Annotated in this window: 9 protein-coding genes; 3 read left to right on the top strand and 6 right to left on the bottom strand. The window is 42.0% G+C overall.

Annotated elements, in window-relative coordinates; all coding sequences use genetic code 11:
- Positions 1 to 3 precede the first annotated feature (3 nt).
- From N39L_RS12975 to N39L_RS12960, 4 genes are read right to left on the bottom strand one after another with little or no spacing between them, the layout of a single operon-like run.
- The gene (locus N39L_RS12975; RefSeq protein WP_006619480.1) at positions 4 to 960 is read right to left on the bottom strand and encodes a glycosyltransferase family 2 protein; all 957 of its coding nucleotides are present in this window, start codon (positions 958 to 960) and stop codon (positions 4 to 6) included.
- Between the two features lie 11 nt (positions 961 to 971).
- Positions 972 to 2,915: an ArnT family glycosyltransferase gene (locus tag N39L_RS12970; RefSeq protein ID WP_014275433.1), complete on the bottom strand. Its 1,944-nt coding sequence runs from the start codon at positions 2,913 to 2,915 to the stop codon at positions 972 to 974.
- A 36-nt stretch (positions 2,916 to 2,951) separates the two neighbouring features.
- On the bottom strand, positions 2,952 to 4,217 hold the full coding sequence (locus N39L_RS12965) for a glycosyltransferase family 4 protein (RefSeq protein ID WP_014275432.1): 1,266 nt from the start codon (positions 4,215 to 4,217) through the stop codon (positions 2,952 to 2,954).
- Positions 4,208 to 5,101 carry a class I SAM-dependent methyltransferase gene (locus N39L_RS12960; RefSeq protein WP_035737543.1) on the bottom strand — a complete coding sequence of 298 codons (894 nt, stop codon included), beginning with the start codon at positions 5,099 to 5,101 and terminating at the stop codon, positions 4,208 to 4,210. Before N39L_RS12960 ends, N39L_RS12965 begins: the two co-directional genes overlap by 10 nt.
- A gap of 340 nt (positions 5,102 to 5,441) precedes the next feature.
- On the opposite strand from N39L_RS12960, the gene N39L_RS12955 reads away from it, so the two are divergent.
- Positions 5,442 to 6,557 carry a glycosyltransferase gene (locus tag N39L_RS12955; protein ID WP_014275430.1) on the top strand — a complete coding sequence of 372 codons (1,116 nt, stop codon included), beginning with the start codon at positions 5,442 to 5,444 and terminating at the stop codon, positions 6,555 to 6,557.
- Between the two features lie 31 nt (positions 6,558 to 6,588).
- On the opposite strand, the gene N39L_RS12950 is transcribed toward N39L_RS12955, so the two are convergent.
- On the bottom strand, positions 6,589 to 7,821 hold the full coding sequence (locus N39L_RS12950) for a glycosyltransferase family 4 protein (RefSeq protein WP_006619635.1): 1,233 nt from the start codon (positions 7,819 to 7,821) through the stop codon (positions 6,589 to 6,591).
- A 17-nt stretch (positions 7,822 to 7,838) separates the two neighbouring features.
- Positions 7,839 to 9,641 (bottom strand): ABC transporter ATP-binding protein, encoded by a 1,803-nt coding sequence (locus N39L_RS12945; protein WP_014275429.1) that lies wholly within the window; start codon positions 9,639 to 9,641, stop codon positions 7,839 to 7,841.
- A 416-nt stretch (positions 9,642 to 10,057) separates the two neighbouring features.
- On the opposite strand from N39L_RS12945, the gene N39L_RS12940 reads away from it, so the two are divergent.
- A complete protein-coding gene (locus N39L_RS12940) occupies positions 10,058 to 19,816 on the top strand; it encodes a cadherin-like domain-containing protein (protein ID WP_014275428.1) in 9,759 nt (3,252 codons plus the stop codon).
- Positions 19,817 to 19,878: 62 nt separating this feature from the next.
- On the top strand, positions 19,879 to 20,823 hold the full coding sequence (locus N39L_RS12935; RefSeq protein ID WP_014275427.1) for a glycosyltransferase family 2 protein: 945 nt from the start codon (positions 19,879 to 19,881) through the stop codon (positions 20,821 to 20,823).
- Position 20,824 lies beyond the last annotated feature (1 nt).

Raw genomic sequence — 20,824 nt, 5'->3', positions numbered from 1 at the left:
AATTTAGTTGTCTTTGTGATGGTCATATTCCATCCTACGCAGGCGCAGTTGAATATCTTCTAGCATTTTTCGATTTACAGCCATTAAATCAGCAATTAAACCAAACATCCACAATTGAAAACCAATTAAAATTAGGATAGCCGCTAAAATTAAACTGGGAGCGCGAGCGCGGGTAGGTTCTCCCACAAATAGCACTAACCAACGGATACATAATATCAGTCCTAAACTCAGGGGAAAACTTCCTATAAAAGTGAATAATCGCAGCGGTCTATAGGTCATGAAAATTCTAAAAATGGTAAAAATTGACCGCTGGATATAGGAAGGAATACTTTTAACTAATCGGGAAGGTCGTAAATAGGAATTAGTACGGATGGGTACGGATGTAATAGCGATACCTTTTTGACCTGCTTGAATAATGCTTTCTAAGGTATAAGTATATTCATTAAAAACATTAAGCTGCATGGCTGCTTGGCGACTGAAAGCTCTAAAACCACTGGGAGCATCGGCTATTTTAGTGCTACTGGCAACTCGCACAACACGACTACCGAGTTTTTGCAGGAACTTTTTAGCAGCAGAAAAGTGTTTAATATTCTGAATTGGTCTGGCTCCAATGACGACTTCTGCATAACCTAATAAAATGGGTTCGATGAGTTTGGGTATATCTTGGGCGCAGTATTGGTTATCAGCATCGGTGTTAACAATAATATCTGCTCCGGCTTTTAATGATGCTTCAATTCCTGCCATAAATGCTTTAGCCAAACCTTGATTATGGTCAAAATTTACCACATAATCAACACCACAGGCTTTGGCAACTTCTACAGTATTATCAATACTACCATCATTAATAATTAGCCATTCTACACAATCGATACCGGGGATTTGGCGGGGAAGTTCCGATAGGGTAAGTCCGATAGTTGGTGCTTCGTTAAAACAGGGTATCTGAATAATTAGCTTGGTCATAATTTGGTTGATTAATTGTGTTTAATAAAAACTGTCACCACCTCTTTTGACCATTGGGGTTGATAAACTTGTTGGTCAATAATGATTTCAGGGTTGTTGATTTCTGCTACACCACTGGCGATAATAGCGCAGGGAGAAAAGTCCTGATGGGGGGATATTTTGGCTTTGATGGCAGATTCATTATTTATCATAATATGTCTAAGTGTGATAGGGCGATCGCTTTTTTGCTTAAACAGTACCCAAAAAGGATATTCCCAGGTGTCACCCCCAAGAATCAATCCGACATCTTTACAGTTTTCAGTTAGGATAAAATCTACTGATTCACTATAGGGTGCTTGCAGTTTTGGTATATTAATAAAATATTGGTCGTTACGGCTAAGAGTCCAAAGATTATTTACCTGATTCTCTGACAAGATTTTACTGTTAAAAACTAGAGGTCTTGATTCATTAAAAATTAACCATAATAAGGAAGCAATAATCATAATTATAGCTACTGAATTGGCAATTTTAGGCTTTAATAATTTGTCCATAATTACTCCTATAAATGCTGAGGATAGGACGAAAAGGGGTAAATGTAGACGACTGCGCCAAGGAGACCAAGCAATCAAGGTACAGAACAATAAAAATCCCACTATAATCGACAGCATATAAATGGCTAAATAGTAGCGCTGTGGTTGAGGAAATTTAGGTAATTTGATGACAAATAAAATAGATAATCCCATAAATAATATTATATGAATAGGATTGCCTGCCAAATCTTCATGATTTATTAAGGTATGAATATCGAAATTTTGACCGGGCGGAAAAGTGGTTCTTTGGTCGTTAATATCAACTCCAATTAATTGGTGAACGGCGGCAATACCATTAATTAATAGTAGATTAATATCTCGAGATGAAGTGCTTAGGTGTAGGGCTATATTTCGGATAGTGTTAGAAATTAAAATCGGGATGCTGAAAACCTCTAGTTTGTAGTCTCCAGAGGTTCCTAAAATTGAACCAAATACCTCATAATTTCTCTGAAAATGACCGAAATTAATAGCTAAAGCGATCGCACCAATAACCATAAAGGGTTGCCATACTTTCCAGCCACATTGCTGGAGACTAACTAAGCCAAACCATAATCCGAAGGGAAAAAGATAAAAATAGGCGGTTCCTTTAGTTAATACGGCTAAACCTAAACTTGCACCAATAGCTAAGGGATAGGAAACTCTTTTTTTATCTTGAATAGAAATGAGTGTATAATAGACAAAAGCCACCATCCAAAATGCACCCACATAGTCGGTTTGAGTGCTAGATGCTTGTAAAATACCCATGGGAATTGTGGCACAGAAAACGGCGGCAAATACCTGCGATCGCAGTCCCCCACCCAGTTGTTTAGCAATTAACGATATCCCGATAATACTCCCTACCATACTAACCCATTGAACGAAATTAGCGAGGCGATCGCCACCACTAAGAATTTGCAGATTTGTCACAGCAAAACCCGACCAAAGACCAAGGGATATTTGTCTAGTAATTGAGGTGGGATAGTGATTAACGCTACCATTTTGCATCCAGTGAACTACTCTACTCATGTGATAGGTCATAGAGTCCCAGTTATTAGGGGGTGCGATCGCAGCAGTTAGGCCAATTATGAGGATAATAACTGCGACGCTGGCGATCGCCAATTTGAGAAACACCGAAATATTATCAAATTGCCAATTAACCAACTTAATTTGACTTGTCCTCAGAATTTTACCAACCGTCAAACCTAAGATAATATTAACTATAATCCATACCATAAATAATGGCATAAATTTGAGCCACCCAAACATACTCAGTAATTCGGTAATTAATACTACTAAAGTTCCCCAGGCGAGTCCAGTTGATAAAATCCCACTCCGCCAACCTTGTCCGCTTTGACGAAATATCAGAAACAGAAATATAAGTGGAAGTAAAATCAGGATGGCAGACATCTGTTTAACCTCAGCATTCAGGTAGCGAAATATTAACTATACTTGTTCAAAAATAATCCGGGAAAACTCGGATGCTGAGTTTTGTTTAACCCAATTTTGCATGGGTACAGGATCGCAAATTTCCAGAGGATTAGGAATTTCTAAAAACTTAATTAATCCCTTAGCAATTTCTTGGGGTTGGCTAGAATCAACAGTTAATCCCAGATGATAGCGTCGCACCATTTCTCCCATTAATCCATAATTAGAACATAGTACAGGTTTGTTAGCCGCCGCCGCCAATAAGAGAATACCACTCATCCCCACATGGCGCTGATACGGTGCTAAAACTACATCGGCAATTTGAAAATAAGCCATAACTTCTGACTCCGGCACAAATTGATAATATCTAATAATTTGAATTGGCTTAGTTTGACAAATTTCGGTAATTTGGCTGTCTAGGGAATTAGCAATGCTAGACTCTCCAACCAGGAGAATACACAGTTTCTGACACAAATCTGCTGGTAAACTAGCAATGCTATCAAGTAGCTGATAGATGCCTTTACGTGCTGTTAAAGCACCAAATAACAGAAATACTCGGCGCTGAGAATCAATTTGGAGACTCTTGCGCCAATCATCTATTATAATGGGTTTGAAATTATCCAATTTGACCGGATCAGGAAGGTAGACAGCTTTAGGTTGACTCGGAAACTTAGGAAACTGATTAAGTTGGGGGACGGCGAAAGGATCAAGGCAAAAAATAGTTTGCAGTTGAGGATTAGCCAAAATGCGTTTTAGGGCTATTTTTTCGCGTAACTGTTGCAGGTAATTTTTCCAAGTGCGATCGTAATTAGCTAATTGGTGATAGTGAAAAGTCGGCCGAAAATAAATCCCCGAAAATGTGCAGGGTGATTTTGCCCCCAACGCTAGGGGAATTTGACAGGTATCAAAATACATAATCAGACAATGATCGGGTCTCAAGTTGGTGGCATACTTGCAGAAAATTTCCCACTCTTGAAAATGGCGGCTTAGTCTTTTTAGCCTAGATTTTCGGGAGTTAAGATGTTCTTCTTCGGCTTGGGTAATTGGCACAAAACGGATGTCTTGATGATGATCACCTTGACTCAATTCGACCACATCGTGATGTGCCTCTATAAATCTAGGAGATACAACAATCTCCAAGTTTTTTGGGATTTTGTGGATTTGCCAATATTCAATTAAATGGCGAATATAAGTGGGATGATGACCGCGAATCGAAAGGTCAAATAACATCAATTTTTGTGGATAATTTTTCACGGTGATTTTATCCCCTAGATTTATCGACATCCAATGATAGTCATTCCTCTAAATAAAAGGGGAGTGTTGGCTAATTTTTGTCTAAATTTATAAGGAAAAATGTTTAATAAATATTCTACCAACTTAATCACATTAATTGATATACTATTGATGGGAATTTCTAAGTAAATTTTGCCGTTAGACTTCACCCAAATTATCTTAGAAAAACCTACTTTATTAAAAATATCATACATTTCACTGAGTTTATATTCTTTTAAATGAAAGCCAGTAGCTTGCTGATCAAAGTGGCGAGAAACATCATGGGGGCCTGAATACCAATTAGGTGTGATACAAATATACTTACCATTGGCAGCTAAAGTATTGTAGATATTTTCAAGCTGTTCTAAAGCATCATCAGGATGTAAATGCTCCATTAATTGATGACTATAGGCTAAATCAACTGTATTTTCAGGTACGGGGATACTACAGCCATCGGAAATAAAAATTTCCATATTATCGGGAATATTCGGTAGTTTAGTAATTTCGGTTGATACATCAACTGCATAAACTCGTTTTACCCGTTTAGCGACTTCTAGGGATAAACTACAATCACCAGGACCTATTTCTAAATAGGTGATTTTTGGGTTAAGAAAACGGGCTAATAATTGCAAACGCTGGTTAACAATCCAAGTTTGAATTTCGGGGCTAGATTTCCGGGTAAGTTGAGGATGATGCGGGACTTTTTGGAAGAGTTGATTATATACCTCAGTGTATAAATGCCCATTAATGCGTTCCTCTCTGCTAGAATTCATTAACTGGCGGGCGAGTTCTTGTTCAATTTGATAATGTTCTTGAATTTGCTCCCAGGTGCGGCTATCTCTAGCATCAGTTTTGGGAGTATAAACCTGAGTTTTTTCGCTCTGAGTTTTAGTCATAATTAATCGGTAAATTGAGGTGGTACGAATTAGGTAAAATACGATAAACATTCAACTAAATCTCGGAAATTTAGGTGTTTATATGGAGATTGCTAAGACTCAAACAACCAAACAACGGAGAAATTATAGTTCTCGGCTGAATTATAGTAGGCGCGGTTATCAGAAACAAAATTTTATGTTGATTATGGCACGGTTTTCATGGGAAGTCAGCTATGGACAGTTATTGATAGTTAATATATAATTAGAGTTTAGATAATTAAAACTGATGCAATCATCTTTAACAATCAAATCCATATTAATTATAATAGAATAATCAAAGCATTGTTGGGAATTATTAACTATGGCTCTAGTTCAGCCCGATGTGGCACTTTTCCTTCGTTATATCGGCGGAGGTGGTGCGGAGAGGGTTATGCTAAATCTGGGTCGTGGTTTAATTGCAAAAGGCTTCAAAGTAGACTTAGTTATAGGTAAAGCCTGGGGGCCTCACTTGGCAAAAGTACCACCAGAAATAAGGATAATTGATTTGGGGGCTTCTGGGGTTTGGGGTACTATTTGGGCGCTGAGAAATTATTTGCAGGAATCACAACCAAAGTCGCTACTTTCTGCCCTCCATTATGCTAATGAAATGGCGGTTTGGGCAAAACGTCTAGGGGGAGTTTCCACTCGGGTGGTTGTGTCTGAACATAATACTTTTTCGGAGGCAATACAACATACTACTAAACTTAGAAAAATTTTGCTGCCGTTGTTTGTTCGCTATTTCTACCCCTGGGCGGATGGAATTGTAGCTGTTTCTAAAGGGGCGGCTGAGGACTTAGCTAAAAGTACAGGTTTAAATAGCGATCGCATTCAATATATTTATAACCCAGTTATCACGCCGGAATTACTGCAAAAAGCCCGAGAAACTTTAGATCATCCTTGGTTTCAACCGGGGGAACCTCCGGTAATTTTAGGAGTTGGAAAGCTGGAAGCACAAAAGGATTTTCCTACCTTAATTAAAGCCTTTGCTCAAGTGCGAAAAGTCCGGGAAGTTCGCCTGGGAATTTTAGGTTGGGGACCTGATGGCGATCGCCTCGAAAATCTCATCCAAGATCATGGTTTAGGAGATGATGCTGCTCTCTTAGGATATGCTGATAATCCCTATCCTTATATGGCAAATGCTGCAGTATTTGTGTTGTCTTCTCGCTGGGAAGGTTTACCAACGGTTTTAATTGAAGCTATGGCGGTTGGGACTCCGGTAATTTCCACTAATTGCAAAAGTGGGGCAGCGGAAATTTTAGCAGAGGGTCGATATGGTTCCCTGGTTCCCGTTGGCGATCCTACAGCCATGGCAGAGGCGATTTTAGCCACCCTCGAAGGTAACACCCAGGCTGTAAACACTTCATGGCTAGGACAGTTTAGCCAGGAAATGGCAACCCAAGAATATCTGAAAATTTTAGGACTTGATTCTCCTAATTAATCCTCATTATTAGTTGTAAATTCTCATTAAATTAGGTTATCATCTGATTAAAAAGTGATAAATATTGCTGGGCTTGTCTTTCTAGGGGAAAGACTCTTGCGGCTTTTTCTCTGGCGTTTTCCTGGAGTTTGTGCAGGCGATCGCCATCATTTAATACCCATTTAATCCCCTCGCTTAAATCCTCAATTTCATAGGGTTTGACCAGATAACCATTAACTTGGTGATCGACAATATCCTTGAGTCCAGTAGCATTAAAAGCCACCACCGGAGTACCACAGGCTAAGGCTTCTGAAGCCGTTTGTCCAAAGGATTCTTGCAAGGATGGAACAATCATCACATCGGCGGCAGAATAGACCAAAGCCAAAGCAATATCATCAGAGAAACTGCCGAGATAATTAGCTTTAAAACCTAAATCTACTGGGTTTTCCGGTTCCGCAGATCCAAAAACTACTAATTCAAGCTGATTTTGCCACCCTGACTGACTCAGCTTTTGCAGCGCCGGAAGTAGCAAATTAAAACCCTTTCGAGTGTCAGCAGTGGCGGCGATCGCCCCAAATAAAACCAGTTGTTTATCCTGGGGTAAATTCAGTAAATGTCGGGCGATTTTGGTTTCTATAGGTCGATAAATTTGGGTATCCAGACAGAAAGGAATCACCTCTACTCGTCGCTGTCCAAATAGGGAACTTGAACGCACACAATCCGCCATCCAACTACTAGGAGTTACAATAGTTAAGTTGAGATTTTTCCAGGCTTTAAATTTCCGTTTCCAAACCTGTCGGGATAAATCCCGATCGCGATCACTTTTGAGTTGGGGACATTGACCGCAGGCATTTTGGTAGCGATCGCATCCCTCGCTGTAGTGACAACCTCCAGTAAAGGGCCACATATCTTGGAGAGTCCACACTAAAGGTTTGTTCAATTTAGCCAAAGTTTCAATCTGGATAAAGCCATTACAAACCCAGTGTAAATTTACCACATCTGGGTTAATTTTAGCTACCCTAGCAGCTATGACATCAGGAAACCATTGAGGAGAAAAAAGCAGGCGATCGCGTTTTGGGTAGCGTCTCAGGGGGATACTATTAGCACCAGGACCTAGTTTAGTGATCATACTTTTTTCAGCTATAACAGTGCGATCGCCGCTAAATTTTCCCCGCACCAACATTCGAGATTCAACCCCCAGAGAAATCAAACCTCTATGTACTCTATATGCGGCTCTAGCCGCACCGCCTTCGACATCAGTTGAACTGAGAATTACTGGTTTCATCTGCGTATTTCCATGAGTTATGATTGAATATTTCCTAGGACAATTTCGTTATAAGTACCCGACCTAACAATGCGGCCTTTTTCCATAACATAAAGGCGATCGCAATGTTGTATAGTCGTCAAACGATGAGCAATCATAATCATAGTTTTAATTCCACTCAGAGATTTAATCGACTCAGTAACCAAACTTTCCGTCTCGTTATCTAACGCCGAAGTCGCCTCATCTAACACCAGAATATCCCGTTCATGATAAAGAGCGCGAGCAATACCAATTCGTTGGCGTTGACCCCCAGAAAGGCGCACTCCTCTTTCCCCCACCATGGTATTTATTCCATCGGGAAGTTCTTTGACCAAATCCATCAGTTGAGCCATTTCTAAAGCCTGTTGTAAACGTTTTTGATCAATTAAATCATCAGCCACCCCGAAAGCAATATTTCTCTCAATTGTATCTGCCATTAGAAAAATAGACTGGGGAATATAGCCAATCATATTTTGCCACGATCGCAAATTATTATAAATAGAAATATCATCAATTTTAATATCACCACCTTGGGGTATTAATAACCCCAGCATGATATCAACTAATGTAGTCTTTCCGGCTCCAGACTGACCAATAAAAGCAATCGATTCTCCCTTGTTAATCGACAAAGAAACATCGGAAATTGCTGGCAATTCACAACCAGGATATTGATAAGTAACTCCCTCAAAAATAATCTGATTATTAAAATCATGATGCTGGAATTTATCCGCAGCTAATTGGCTAACCTCTGTAACTACGGTTCGATTTAAACCTTCGCTATTTTTGAGAGTTTCAATTTCTCGCAAATCCTGACTTAATCTTTCTAATACATAGGTCATACTCCGCAATTTACTCATATCTTTACTCAAATTAGAAATAGCTGGTAGTAAACGAATTGATGATAAAGCGAATATACTTAATGCCGGAATTAATCCATCAATATCTTGTCCCAGTAAAATCATAGTTGATGTGATTCCCACTAAAAATACAATTAAAATAGCCTCAACTAATATTCTAGGGACAATTTGAAAAGAAAGTAATAAAGTTCCCGCCTCTATATATTCCCGTGATTGATAACTCAGTTGTTCTTCAAAAAAGTCATAACAGCCAATTACCTTAGTTTCTTTAATACCTCCTAAACTATGATTAACAATACGAATAATCGATTCATCAGCATAACTCACACGCTTTCCCCAGTATTTAATTTTATCCTTAAAAGCATTCAGGATGACAATTAAAGGTACAAACAGAAATATTAAAACAATTACCACTAATTTACTGGTAAGCAATAGCAGTCCACTCAAAGCTATAATAATCATTAAATTAGCAGCAGAATTGAGGATAGGCATTAGAATATCGAGAGCAAAAGACTGGGTATAAATAATTATACATTGAATTACCGAGGCACTATCCTTAGACAAGTGGAAAGTATAAGGTACAGACAGATATTCTTGGATTAATTTTTCACACAATTTCCCACGAACTTTCAGACAAAACCCAAACACATAGGTTTTAATCTGCCAGTTTAAGAAAGATTTGACCGTAAATAAACCAATAATAAATAATCCCAATAATGCTATGCCTTGGGATGCTTCTGTTAAATTTAATCCCGCATATACAGAGGCGACAAATTCACTCTCCTTAACTAAATCGGGATTACTAGCCAGATTTAAAAAAGGTCCTATCATGCCAATTCCAAAGGCTTCCAGCACTGACATTAGGACAAATAAAATCACTAAAATTACTAACTGTTTGGGGGAAGCCGGAAGAATGAAAAAAAACCGATTGATAAAATTCTGCATTTGCGCTCTCTTTTACTCCCAATGCCTTGGATATTTGGAATGCCCAAAATTTACCCGTACCATGATATTTTAGATAATAGCCACCCATTATATTGACTTTACCCTACTATAGCAATAGAAAATATTATGTAAAGTCTGCCACTGTCTGACTAACCACCGGACTATCAAGTTGATAACTGATGTCTCATACTACCCTACAGTCAACCCCAGACGGAAGAACGGGTTAAATCTCAGCCTAGCTTTACAATCAGCACCCTTATTTAAACTTTTAAGTAAAGATTCTGTAAACTACTCCGTATTTTCACGGATATATGACAAAATTTAAAAAATTAAGCCCATCAGTCAGTTGAGACTGGGACTTGAGTGATTCTTCCCGCAGCTTGGCATCAGCTTTTTAGCTTCTTATTAACTAACCGATGATTAACCCCATGGCCACTGATATTAACTCAAGGTCTTTCCCCGTGGAATGGCCATTGTCGGCGTTCAGAGTATCGGAAAGCCTTAACACTGGTCAACAGGTAGTGATAATTGACTCCGGGGTTGAAGATTATCGGGAGTTAATTAGGGGCCTTCGCGCAGTTGTAGATGTCATAATTTTAGACCCCAACAGAGATGGTGTCCTACAGATAGCGGAGACCCTACACCAATATAATACGATCGCACAAATTCACATCATCTGCCACGGCTCACCAGGTTGTCTGAAATTGGGAAATGTGGAACTCACCTCAGAAACCCTCCCCCACTACAGCCAACACCTCGAAACCTTAAACCATAAACGGCAGCATATTTCTATTATCCTCTATGGTTGCCGAGTCGCCGCCGGACCCAGGGGGGAAACCTTCCTCAAACAACTGCATCAACTCACTGGTGCCAATATTAGCGCCTCAACTACCCCCACAGGTAATCACCAATTGGGGGGAGACTGGGATTTTCAGGCCAGCATAGGAAACCCTATCGATACTGATTCGATATTTTCCCAAGTCACAATGGCAACCTACAGCCACACATTAGCCTTTGAGTCCGACGACTTCAACACCAACAGCCTCAACGCCTGGTGGAATTTTATCACTCCCAACAATAACAGTTCCTACCTACTCACCGGAACAGGTACATCAGATGCTTATGTAGAACTATCAGTCCCTGGTGCTACTGATATGTGGAATCGCAACCGTAGCGCCTCCAGACTCATGCAGGCGGCTCAAAACCAAGATTTTGAGTTAGAAATCAAATTTGCCGCCGACCCCGCCTTAAATAAGCAAATGCAGGGGATTTTGGTAGAGCAAGATGATAACAACTGGCTCAGGTTTGATGTCTTTAAAATTAATTCAGATTTAGCCTTATTTGCGGGTTCGACCCGTAACGGTGGTTCCCGGTCTATGATTCGTATGGGGGTACAACCCGGACAAGCCCGACACCTGAAAGTTAACCGCACTGGGGATGTCTGGACTCTCAACTATTCCCCTGATGGTTCAACTTGGACGACAGCCGGGAGTTTTACGGAAGCCTTACAAGTCCAACAGGTGGGGTTATTTGCGGGAAATGCTGACAGTTCATCATCTCCTCAGTTTACCAGCCAGGTGGATTACTTTTTTAATACAGCGGCTCCTATTATTCCAGAAGATGGTCAGGTTGTTACTCCAGAACCAGTTGAAAATCAGCCACCCATAGCCAATGATGATACAGTCAGAGTAGAACCAAGCCAGTCCGTTATCATTGATGTATTGAGCAATGATAGCGACCCGGATGGTGTTTTAGTCCCAGATACGGTGACGGTGGTTGATTTACCAGACTACGGTACTATCACCGTTAACCCTAACGGAACAATCACCTATAGCCATGACGGTTCATCTACCAGTACGGATAGCTTTACTTATACCGTAGAAGATGATGATGGCGCTACCTCTAACGAAGCTACCGTTTTCCTGACTATCGAGGAAAATCAGCCACCCACCGCTAATGATGATAACGCCACGGTCCGCACCGGAAACGCCGTTACCATTAACGTCCTTAATAATGATAGCGACCTTGATGGTGTTTTAATCCCAGATACGGTGACGGTAGTTGACTCTCCCAACTACGGTAATATCACCGTTAACCCTAACGGAACAATCACCTATAGCCATGACGGTTCATCTACCAGTACGGATAGCTTTACTTATACCGTAGAAGATGATGATGGCGCTACCTCTAACGAAGCTACCGTTTTCCTGACTATCGAGGAAAATCAGCCACCCACCGCTAATGATGATAACGCCACGGTCCGCACCGGAAACGCCGTTACCATTAACGTCCTTAATAATGATAGCGACCTTGATGGTGTTTTAATCCCAGATACGGTGACGGTAGTTGACTCTCCCAACTACGGTACTATCACCGTTAACCCTAACGGAACAATCACCTATAGCCATGACGGTTCATCTACCAGTACGGATCGCTTTACTTATACCGTAGAAGATGATGATGGCGCTACCTCTAACGAAGCTACCGTTTTCCTGACTATCGAGGAAAATCAGCCACCCACCGCTAATGATGATAACGCCACAGTCCGCACCGGAAACACTGTTACCATTAACGTCCTTAGTAATGATAGCGACCCTGATGGTGTTTTAGTCCCGGATACGGTGACGGTAGTTGACTCTCCCAACTACGGTAATATCACCGTTAACCCTAACGGAACAATCACCTATAGCCATGACGGTTCATCTAGCGGTACGGATAGCTTTACTTATACCGTAGAAGATAATGATGGCGCTACCTCTAACCTAGCGAATGTTAGCATCACCATTCAAGAACCATCAGCAGACCCAAATCCCACCGTTCTTGATATCTGGTATGGTTCAGAACAGAGTTTTGGTCATATTGGTAAGCCTCTAGTTTGGGTCAATATCCTTGGTTACGCTTTCGACCCAGACGGTATATCTTCTCTAAGCTACTCACTCAATGGAGGACCAGAAATTCCTCTTCGTCTTAATGTTCATGGTGAATCGAGGAATCCTCGTTTATCAAGAAATGGCGACTTTAACGTTGAAATTGCTTACACTGATCTCAACCCCGCATCTGATCACGATGATATAGTTGTCATTACAGCAGTTGATACACTGGGTCATATTGCTACCGAATCTGTCACTATTAAACATGAATTAGGAAATGCTTGGCCGAAAACTTATTCCATTGACTGGAGTGAAGTTGATCAAATTAACGATGTAGCACAAGTGGTAGATGGTCTGTGGACTTTAACAGATGATGGAGTCCGCACCGCTGAAACAGGTTATGACCGCTTAATTGCTATTGGTGACATTGGATGGGATGATTACGAAGCCACTGTTCCCATTACGATTCATGAAACTAATACTAATGGGATAATCGGTCTGTTAATGCGATGGAAAGGACATCAACCCGATGGTGGAACCCAGCCTTATGTTCAGTGGCGCACTCATGGGGAAATTGGTTTTTATCACATGAGCAGTGGCTTGTCTTTAGAAGGATCAACCTTCTTTAATAGTGGCAGAAACATCACTCTCGAAGCCGGGAATACCTACAATTTCAAGATGCGATCGCAGACGGTAGATGATGGTAGTATTTATAGCTTTAAAGTTTGGGAAGAAAGCGAACCGGAACCCACAGAATGGGATCGTCAATCCTTTAAATCATCATCAGATTTCAGAGCCTTGTCTCATGGTTCATTGCTCCTAGTTGCTCACTATTATGATGCCACTTTTGGTGATGTTACAGTTGTTCCCTATGGAGAAGAGCGACCAAACCTCGCACCGATCGCCAATAATGATCACAGTAGAGTTAGCCAAGGAAATAGTGTTAATATTAGAGTTCTTAGTAATGATGAAGATATTGACGGTAGCTTGATGCCGAATACTGTAACTATCGTTACTGAACCCAACCACGGCACTGTTAGTATTCAAAATGGGGTAGTTACTTACAATCATAATGGTTCCTATATCAGTGGCGATCGCTTTACTTATACCGTCGAAGATAATCATGGTGCTACCTCCAACGAAGCCACTGTATTTCTGGGTATTTCGGAATTAGATTTAGCCTTCAACTCCGATGACTTTAATAGCAGCAACCTCAAGCCAGAATGGAATTTTATTAAACCTCTAGCCAATTCCTCCTATGCTTTAACAGGAACCGGGACAAGTGATGCTTATTTAGAACTTTCTGTCCCCGCTAATACTGATTTGTGGAATCAAAATCGGACCATTGCGCGACTCATGCAACCCGCCGCCAACGAAGATTTTGAGTTAGAAATTAAATTTGCTTCCGACCCCACTGTAGCCAAGCAAATGCAGGGAATTTTGGTAGAGCAAGATGAGCGGAATTGGTTAAGGTTTAATGTATCTCAAACTGGGTCAGGCTTATCAGTATTTGGTGCTTCTACCACTAATGGTAGTTCCCGTGTGATGGTTTCTGGTTCCGTGGCTACGGGAGAAGCTCGATATTTGAATGTAAATCGACAAGGAAACTTATGGACTCTCAAATCTTCTGGAGATGGTATAAATTGGAATACAGTTGGCAGTTTTATCCGTGATTTACAAGTCCAAGAAGTGGGGTTATTTGCAGGTCATGCTGGAAAATCACCAGCCATGTTTACCTCCCAGGTCGATTACTTTTTCAATATGGCGGCTCCCATTGTCCCCGAAGATGTCTCCCTCGGAAATCAGCCACCCATAGCCAACGATGATACAGTCAGAGTAGAACCAAGCCAGTCCGTTATCATTGATGTATTGAGCAATGATAGCGACCCTGATGGTGTTTTAATCCCAGATACGGTTACGGTAGTTGACTCACCAGACTACGGTACTATCACGGTTAACCCTAACGGAACAATCACCTATAGCCATGACGGTTCATCTACCAGTACGGATCGCTTTACTTATACCGTAGAAGATGATGATGGCGCTATCTCTAACCCAGCCACCGTCTCCCTGACTATCCAAGAAAATCAACCCCCCACCGCTAATGATGATAACGCCACGGTCCGCACCGGAAACACCGTTACCATTAACGTCCTTAATAACGATAGCGACCTTGATGGTGTTTTAATCCCAGATACGGTGACGGTAGTTGATTTACCAGATTACGGTAATATCACCGTTAACCCTAACGGAACAATCACCTATAGCCATGACGGTTCATCTACCAGTACGGATCGCTTTACTTATACCGTAGAAGATGATGATGGCGCTATCTCTAACCTAGCCACCGTCTCCCTGACTATCCAAGAAAATCAACCCCCCACCGCTAATGATGATAACGCCACGGTCCGCACCGGAAACGCCGTTACCATTAACGTCCTTAATAACGATAGCGACCTTGATGGTGTTTTAATCCCAGATACGGTGACGGTAGTTGATTTACCAGACTACGGTAATATCACCGTTAACCCTAACGGAACAATCACCTATAGCCATGACGGTTCATCTACCAATAGCGATCGCTTTACTTATACCGTAGAAGATGATGATGGCGCTATCTCTAACCTAGCCACCGTCTCCCTGACTATCCAAGAAAATCAACCCCCCACCGCTAATGATGATAACGCCACCGTCCTCATAGGTAACGCCGTTACCATTAACGTCCTTAGTAACGATAGCGACCCTGATGGTGTTTTAATCCCAGATACCGTCACCGTAGTTGACTCTCCCAACTACGGTCATATCACCGTTAACCCTAATGGAACAATCACCTATAGCCATGACGGTTCATCTACCAGTACGGATAGCTTTACTTATACCGTAGAAGATAATGATGGCGCTATCTCTAACCCAGCCACCGTCTCCCTCACCGTTTCCGAGTTAGACTTAGCCTTCCAGTCCGACGACTTCAACACCAACAGCCTAGACCCCCGCTGGAATTTTATCAATCCCAACAATAATAGTTCCTACCTACTCACCGGAACTGGTACATCAGATGCTTATGTAGAACTATCAGTTCCCGGTGCTACTGATATGTGGAATCGCAACCGTAGCGCCTCCAGACTCATGCAGCCCGCTCAAAACCAAGATTTTGAGTTAGAAATCAAATTTGCTGCCGACCCCGCCTTAGATAAGCAAATACAGGGGATTTTGGTAGAACAAGATGATAGTAACTGGGTCAGGTTTGATGTCTTTAAGACTAATTCAGGTTTAGCCTTATTTGCAGCTTCAACCCGTAACGGTGGTTCCCGGTCTATGATTCGTATGGGGGTACAACCCGGACAAGCCCGACACCTGAAAGTTAACCGAGAAGGGGATGTATGGACTCTCAACTATTCCCCTGATGGTGTGAGTTGGACGACAGCCGGGAGTTTTACGGAAGCCTTACAAGTGCAACAGGTGGGGTTATTTGCGGGAAATGCGGGAAGTTCATCATCTCCCCCATTTACCTCCCAGGTGGATTACTTTTTCAATACAGCCGCCCCCATTATTCCAGAAGATGGTCAGGTTGTGATTCCACCAGACGAAGACGAATCGCCTGTTATTCCAGAAGATGAACAACTGGAAAATCAACCCCCCACCGCTAACGATGATAACGCCACGGTCCGCACCGGAAACGCTGTTACCATTAACGTCCTCGATAACGATAGCGACCCTGATGGTGTTTTAATCCCAGATACCGTCACCATAGTTGACTCACCAGACTACGGTAATATCACCGTTAACCCTAACGGAACAATCACCTATAGCCATGACGGTTCATCTACCAATAGCGATCGCTTTACTTATACCGTAGAAGATGATGATGGCGCTATCTCTAACCTAGCCACCGTCTCCCTGACTATCCAAGAAAATCAACCCCCCACCGCTAATGATGATAACGCCATAGTGATGATGGGTAACGCCGTTACCATTAACGTCCTTAGTAACGATAGCGACCCTGATGGTGTTTTAATCCCAGATACCGTCACCGTAGTTGACTCTCCCAACTACGGTAATATCACCGTTAACCCTAATGGAACAATCACCTATAGCCATGACGGTTCATCTACCAGTACGGATAGCTTTACTTATACCGTAGAAGATAATGATGGCGCTATCTCTAACCCAGCCACCGTCTCCCTCACCGTTTCCGAGTTAGACTTAGCCTTCCAGTCCGACGACTTCAACACCAACAGCCTAGACCCCCGCTGGAATTTTATCAGTCCCAGCAATAATAGTTCCTACCTACTCACCGGAACTGGTACACCAGATGCTTATGTAGAACTATCAGTTCCCGGTGCTACTGATATGTGGAATCGCAACCGTAGCGCCTCCAGACTCATGCAGCCCGCTCAAAACCAAGATTTTGAGTTAGAAATCAAATTTGCTGCCGACCCCGCCTTAGATAAGCAAATACAGGGGATTTTGGTAGAACAAGATGATAGTAACTGGGTCAGGTTTGATGTCTTTAAGACTAATTCAGGTTTAGCCTTATTTGCAGCTTCAACCCGTAACGGTGGTTCCCGGTCTATGATTCGTATGGGGGTACAACCCGGACAAGCCCGACACCTGAAAGTTAACCGAGAAGGGGATGTATGGACTCTCAACTATTCCCCTGATGGTGTGAGTTGGACGACAGCCGGGAGTTTTACGGAAGCCTTACAAGTGCAACAGGTGGGGTTATTTGCGGGAAATGCGGGAGGTTCATCATCTCCGCCGTTTACCTCCCAGGTGGATTACTTTTTCAATACAGCCGCCCCCATTATTCCAGAAGATACCCCCGACCTGTTACCTCCAACGGCGGCTTTACTGGCTCCTGATTTGACTCCTATCTTGGGTAGTGATACCGGATATGCTTTCACGGTTAGCTACTCTGATGACTGGGAAATTCAAGAATCTACTTTGGATGATGCCGATATTCGGGTTATAGGACCATTAGGGGTTCAGCAACTGGCTAGTTTGGTGCGTGTCTACGGTGAGGACAATGGAAACACGCGGAATGCTACCTATCAAATTGCACCTTCTGGCGGCGTTTGGGATGTCTCCGACGGCGGAACTTATACGGTCATAATGGAACCCAATGCCGTTAGTGATGTGGTGGGTAATTTTGTCCCAACTGCCACCTTGGGTAGTTTTACTATTGATTTTGGCACTAATACAACTCAAAATATTGTGTTCCCGGCTGATGCGGGTGTGGTTGATGTTAGGGATTATGGAGCGATTCCTAATGATGGTATAGATGATACTGCCGCTATTCAGCAGGCTATTAATGAGAATGCGGGTCAAAATCGGATTATTTACTTCCCTAATGGGGTTTATGATGTTAGTGGTCAGATTACATACCCTGGTAGTCAAAAGCGCAATATTCTTCAGGGTGAAAGCCGCGATCGCACTATTATTAGACTCCAAGATAATTTGGGTTTTGATACTGCCGTTATTGATACCGGAAATCCACCCGCTCAACGGTTCCGTAATAGTATCAGGGATTTGACTGTTGATGTGGGTGAGGGAAACCCAGATGCGATCGCTATTAGTTTTATCGCTAACAACCAGGGAACTCTCAATAATGTTCGCATAGTTTCCCGTGATGGACAAGGTGCGATCGGTCTTGATCTCGCTACCGATGAAAATGGACCTCTACTGGTTAAGGATGTCGAAGTCGTCGGATTTGATGTCGGTATTCGGACTTGGAATCCTACCGCTACTCAAACACTCGAAGGCGTTAAACTTGTTAATCAAAATGTTTATGGTTGGCAGAATTTTAATCAAACTCTGTTTGTGCGAGACTTAGAAAGCACTAATGCCGTTCCCGTCATTTGGAATATGCCTGATGGTTCCAGTGATTTTACGATTATGGATGCTAACTTAACCGGGGTCGGTGCAGCCGCCACTCAACCAGCTATTTATAATCAAAAAGGGATGTATGTTAATAATCTGAATACCTCTGGTTATCAACTCGCTATTCGACAGGATGATAATGGACGAGGTAACTTGTCTCAACCTGATGGTTATGTGGCTGAGTGGATGGCGAATGGTGGCTTTAATACCCTATTTGATGCTCCCAATCAGGCTTTTGAACTGGAAGTTTTGCCGACTCCCGTAGTCCCTTGGGATGATTTATCTGATTGGGTCAGTCCTTTGGCTTTTGGTGGTTTACCTAATGATGGCATTGATGATACCCTGGCAATTCAGGCGGCGATCGATTCTGGTGCTAGTACCGTTTACCTACCTAATGGGGTATGGAATATTGGCGGTAATCTTCAGTTAAGAAATAATCTACAGCGCTTTATTGGCACGGAAGCTACTATTCTAGGTAGTGGCACAATTACCGTCGCTGATGGCAGTGCCGATGTCGTCTCTGTGGAGCGTTTGGAAGCCCCAAATATTACCTTTATTCAAGACAGCGATCGGACTATGGTTATGTCCAATATGATTATTAATCAGTATTTTAATACCAGTCAAGGAACTGGGGATTTATATATTGAAGATATCAGTGGCGGTCCTTGGTCTTTCACTAATCAAAATGTTTGGGCACGTCAGATTAACCCAGAGAATATTCACACTCCCCGCATTAAGAATGATGGCGGTAATTTGTGGATTCTTGGCTACAAAACTGAGGATGAGGGGACATTAGTTGAGACTGTTAATGGTGGAAAAACTGAAGTTTTGGGCGCTTATATCCTCCATGGAGAATTTGGAGATATCCCCGTTTTTATTAATAATGAATCCTCTCTAAGCTATGTCGCAGCCAGTTTCCGAACTTTCAAGGGTGAGCCTTTACCCGCTGTCGGAGTAGAGGAAATTCAGAACCTGGAAACCAGACGAACTGTGGGACTTCCTGGCTACTACAGTTCTACCTCTTTAAATCGCGTTCCCATTAATACCATAGTTGGTACTCAAGGCGATGATTGGCTGAATGGAACAGACCCCAATTCCGCCACTCCGGGACGCGGACAAATAGATATATTGACAGGAAATGGCGGTTTTGATACCTTTGTCTTAGGTGATAGTAATTCTGTTTACTATGATGATGGCATTGATGACCAACCCGGTTGGCAAGATTATGCTCTGATTACTGATTTTAACAATGATGTGATTCAGCTTCACGGTAGCTCAGAAGATTATCGCCTGGCAGATAGTCCCCAAGGTTTACCTACTGGGTTGGCTATCTTCTATAAAGGTGATGTTACTGATGAACTTATTGGTATTGTGCAAGGAGTCAACAATATCAGTTTGAATAGTTCCTCGTTTGTCTATGTGTAATCCCTAATTACAGCATTCCTGGTTTATTGACGGTTGTTCACATAAGAGGCTACAGGTAAAACATGGCACAAACTTATCCTCCTCATCCCCGCGTTAGCATTGGTCTACCTGTCTACAATGGGGAAAATTTTATACAGGAAACTTTAGATTGTCTATTGTCTCAGACTTTTGATGATTTTGAACTGATTATTTGTGATAATGCTTCCACAGACCGGACCGAGGAAATTTGCCGAGATTATGCCGCTAGGGATAAGCGTATCCGTTATTATCGCCATCCTGAAAATTTGGGTGCTGCTAAAAATTATAATCGAACTTTTGAATTGTCTACCGCTGAATATTTTAAGTGGGCAGCACACGATGATTTATATGCTCCCGAGTTTTTAGAACGCTGTGTAGAAGCCTTGGATACTCACCCGTCTACTGTTTTGTGTTACCCTCAAGAATACTGGATTGATGAACAAGGAAATCCGCTGAAATCTCATGCTGATATTCTCAATTTGCGATCGCCAAAACCAACGGAGCGATTTAAACAATATCATGACCTTTGGCAACAACGTAAGTATATGCCAGGACACATGGTATTTGGCTTAATGAGAAGTGATGAACTTAGAAAAACTCAGCTAATTGGAGATTATATATGGGCAGATTTACCCTTGGCGGCTGAGTTGGCACTGCGGGGAGAATTTTATGAAATTCCCGAACCTCTTTTCTTTTATAGAGAGCATTCCCAAACCTCACGAGCCATCCGCAAAGATGCTGGTAGTTCGGCTCTTTTGAATTGGTATAACTCTCAGACAACTAGAAAGTTTGCACTCACAAATTGGACGCTTTTATGGGAATATATCAAAGTGATTAATCGGGTTCCTATCAAATTTTCCGAAAAGCTATATTGCTATGGTCAAATGGGTAGGTGGGTCTCTTGGAAGTGGAAAAGGCTCGGTTTTGAGTTGATGCAAGCTGCTGTCCAAGCCCCTAGTGTATATTTCCAAAAAACCCAAAACACTTAAA

The sequence above is a fragment of the Limnospira platensis NIES-39 genome (assembly GCF_026000695.1).
GTDB lineage: Bacteria > Cyanobacteriota > Cyanobacteriia > Cyanobacteriales > Microcoleaceae > Limnospira > Limnospira platensis.
Note: the sequence above shows the minus strand (reverse complement) of the source record. Positions and strands in the feature narration are given on the sequence as shown.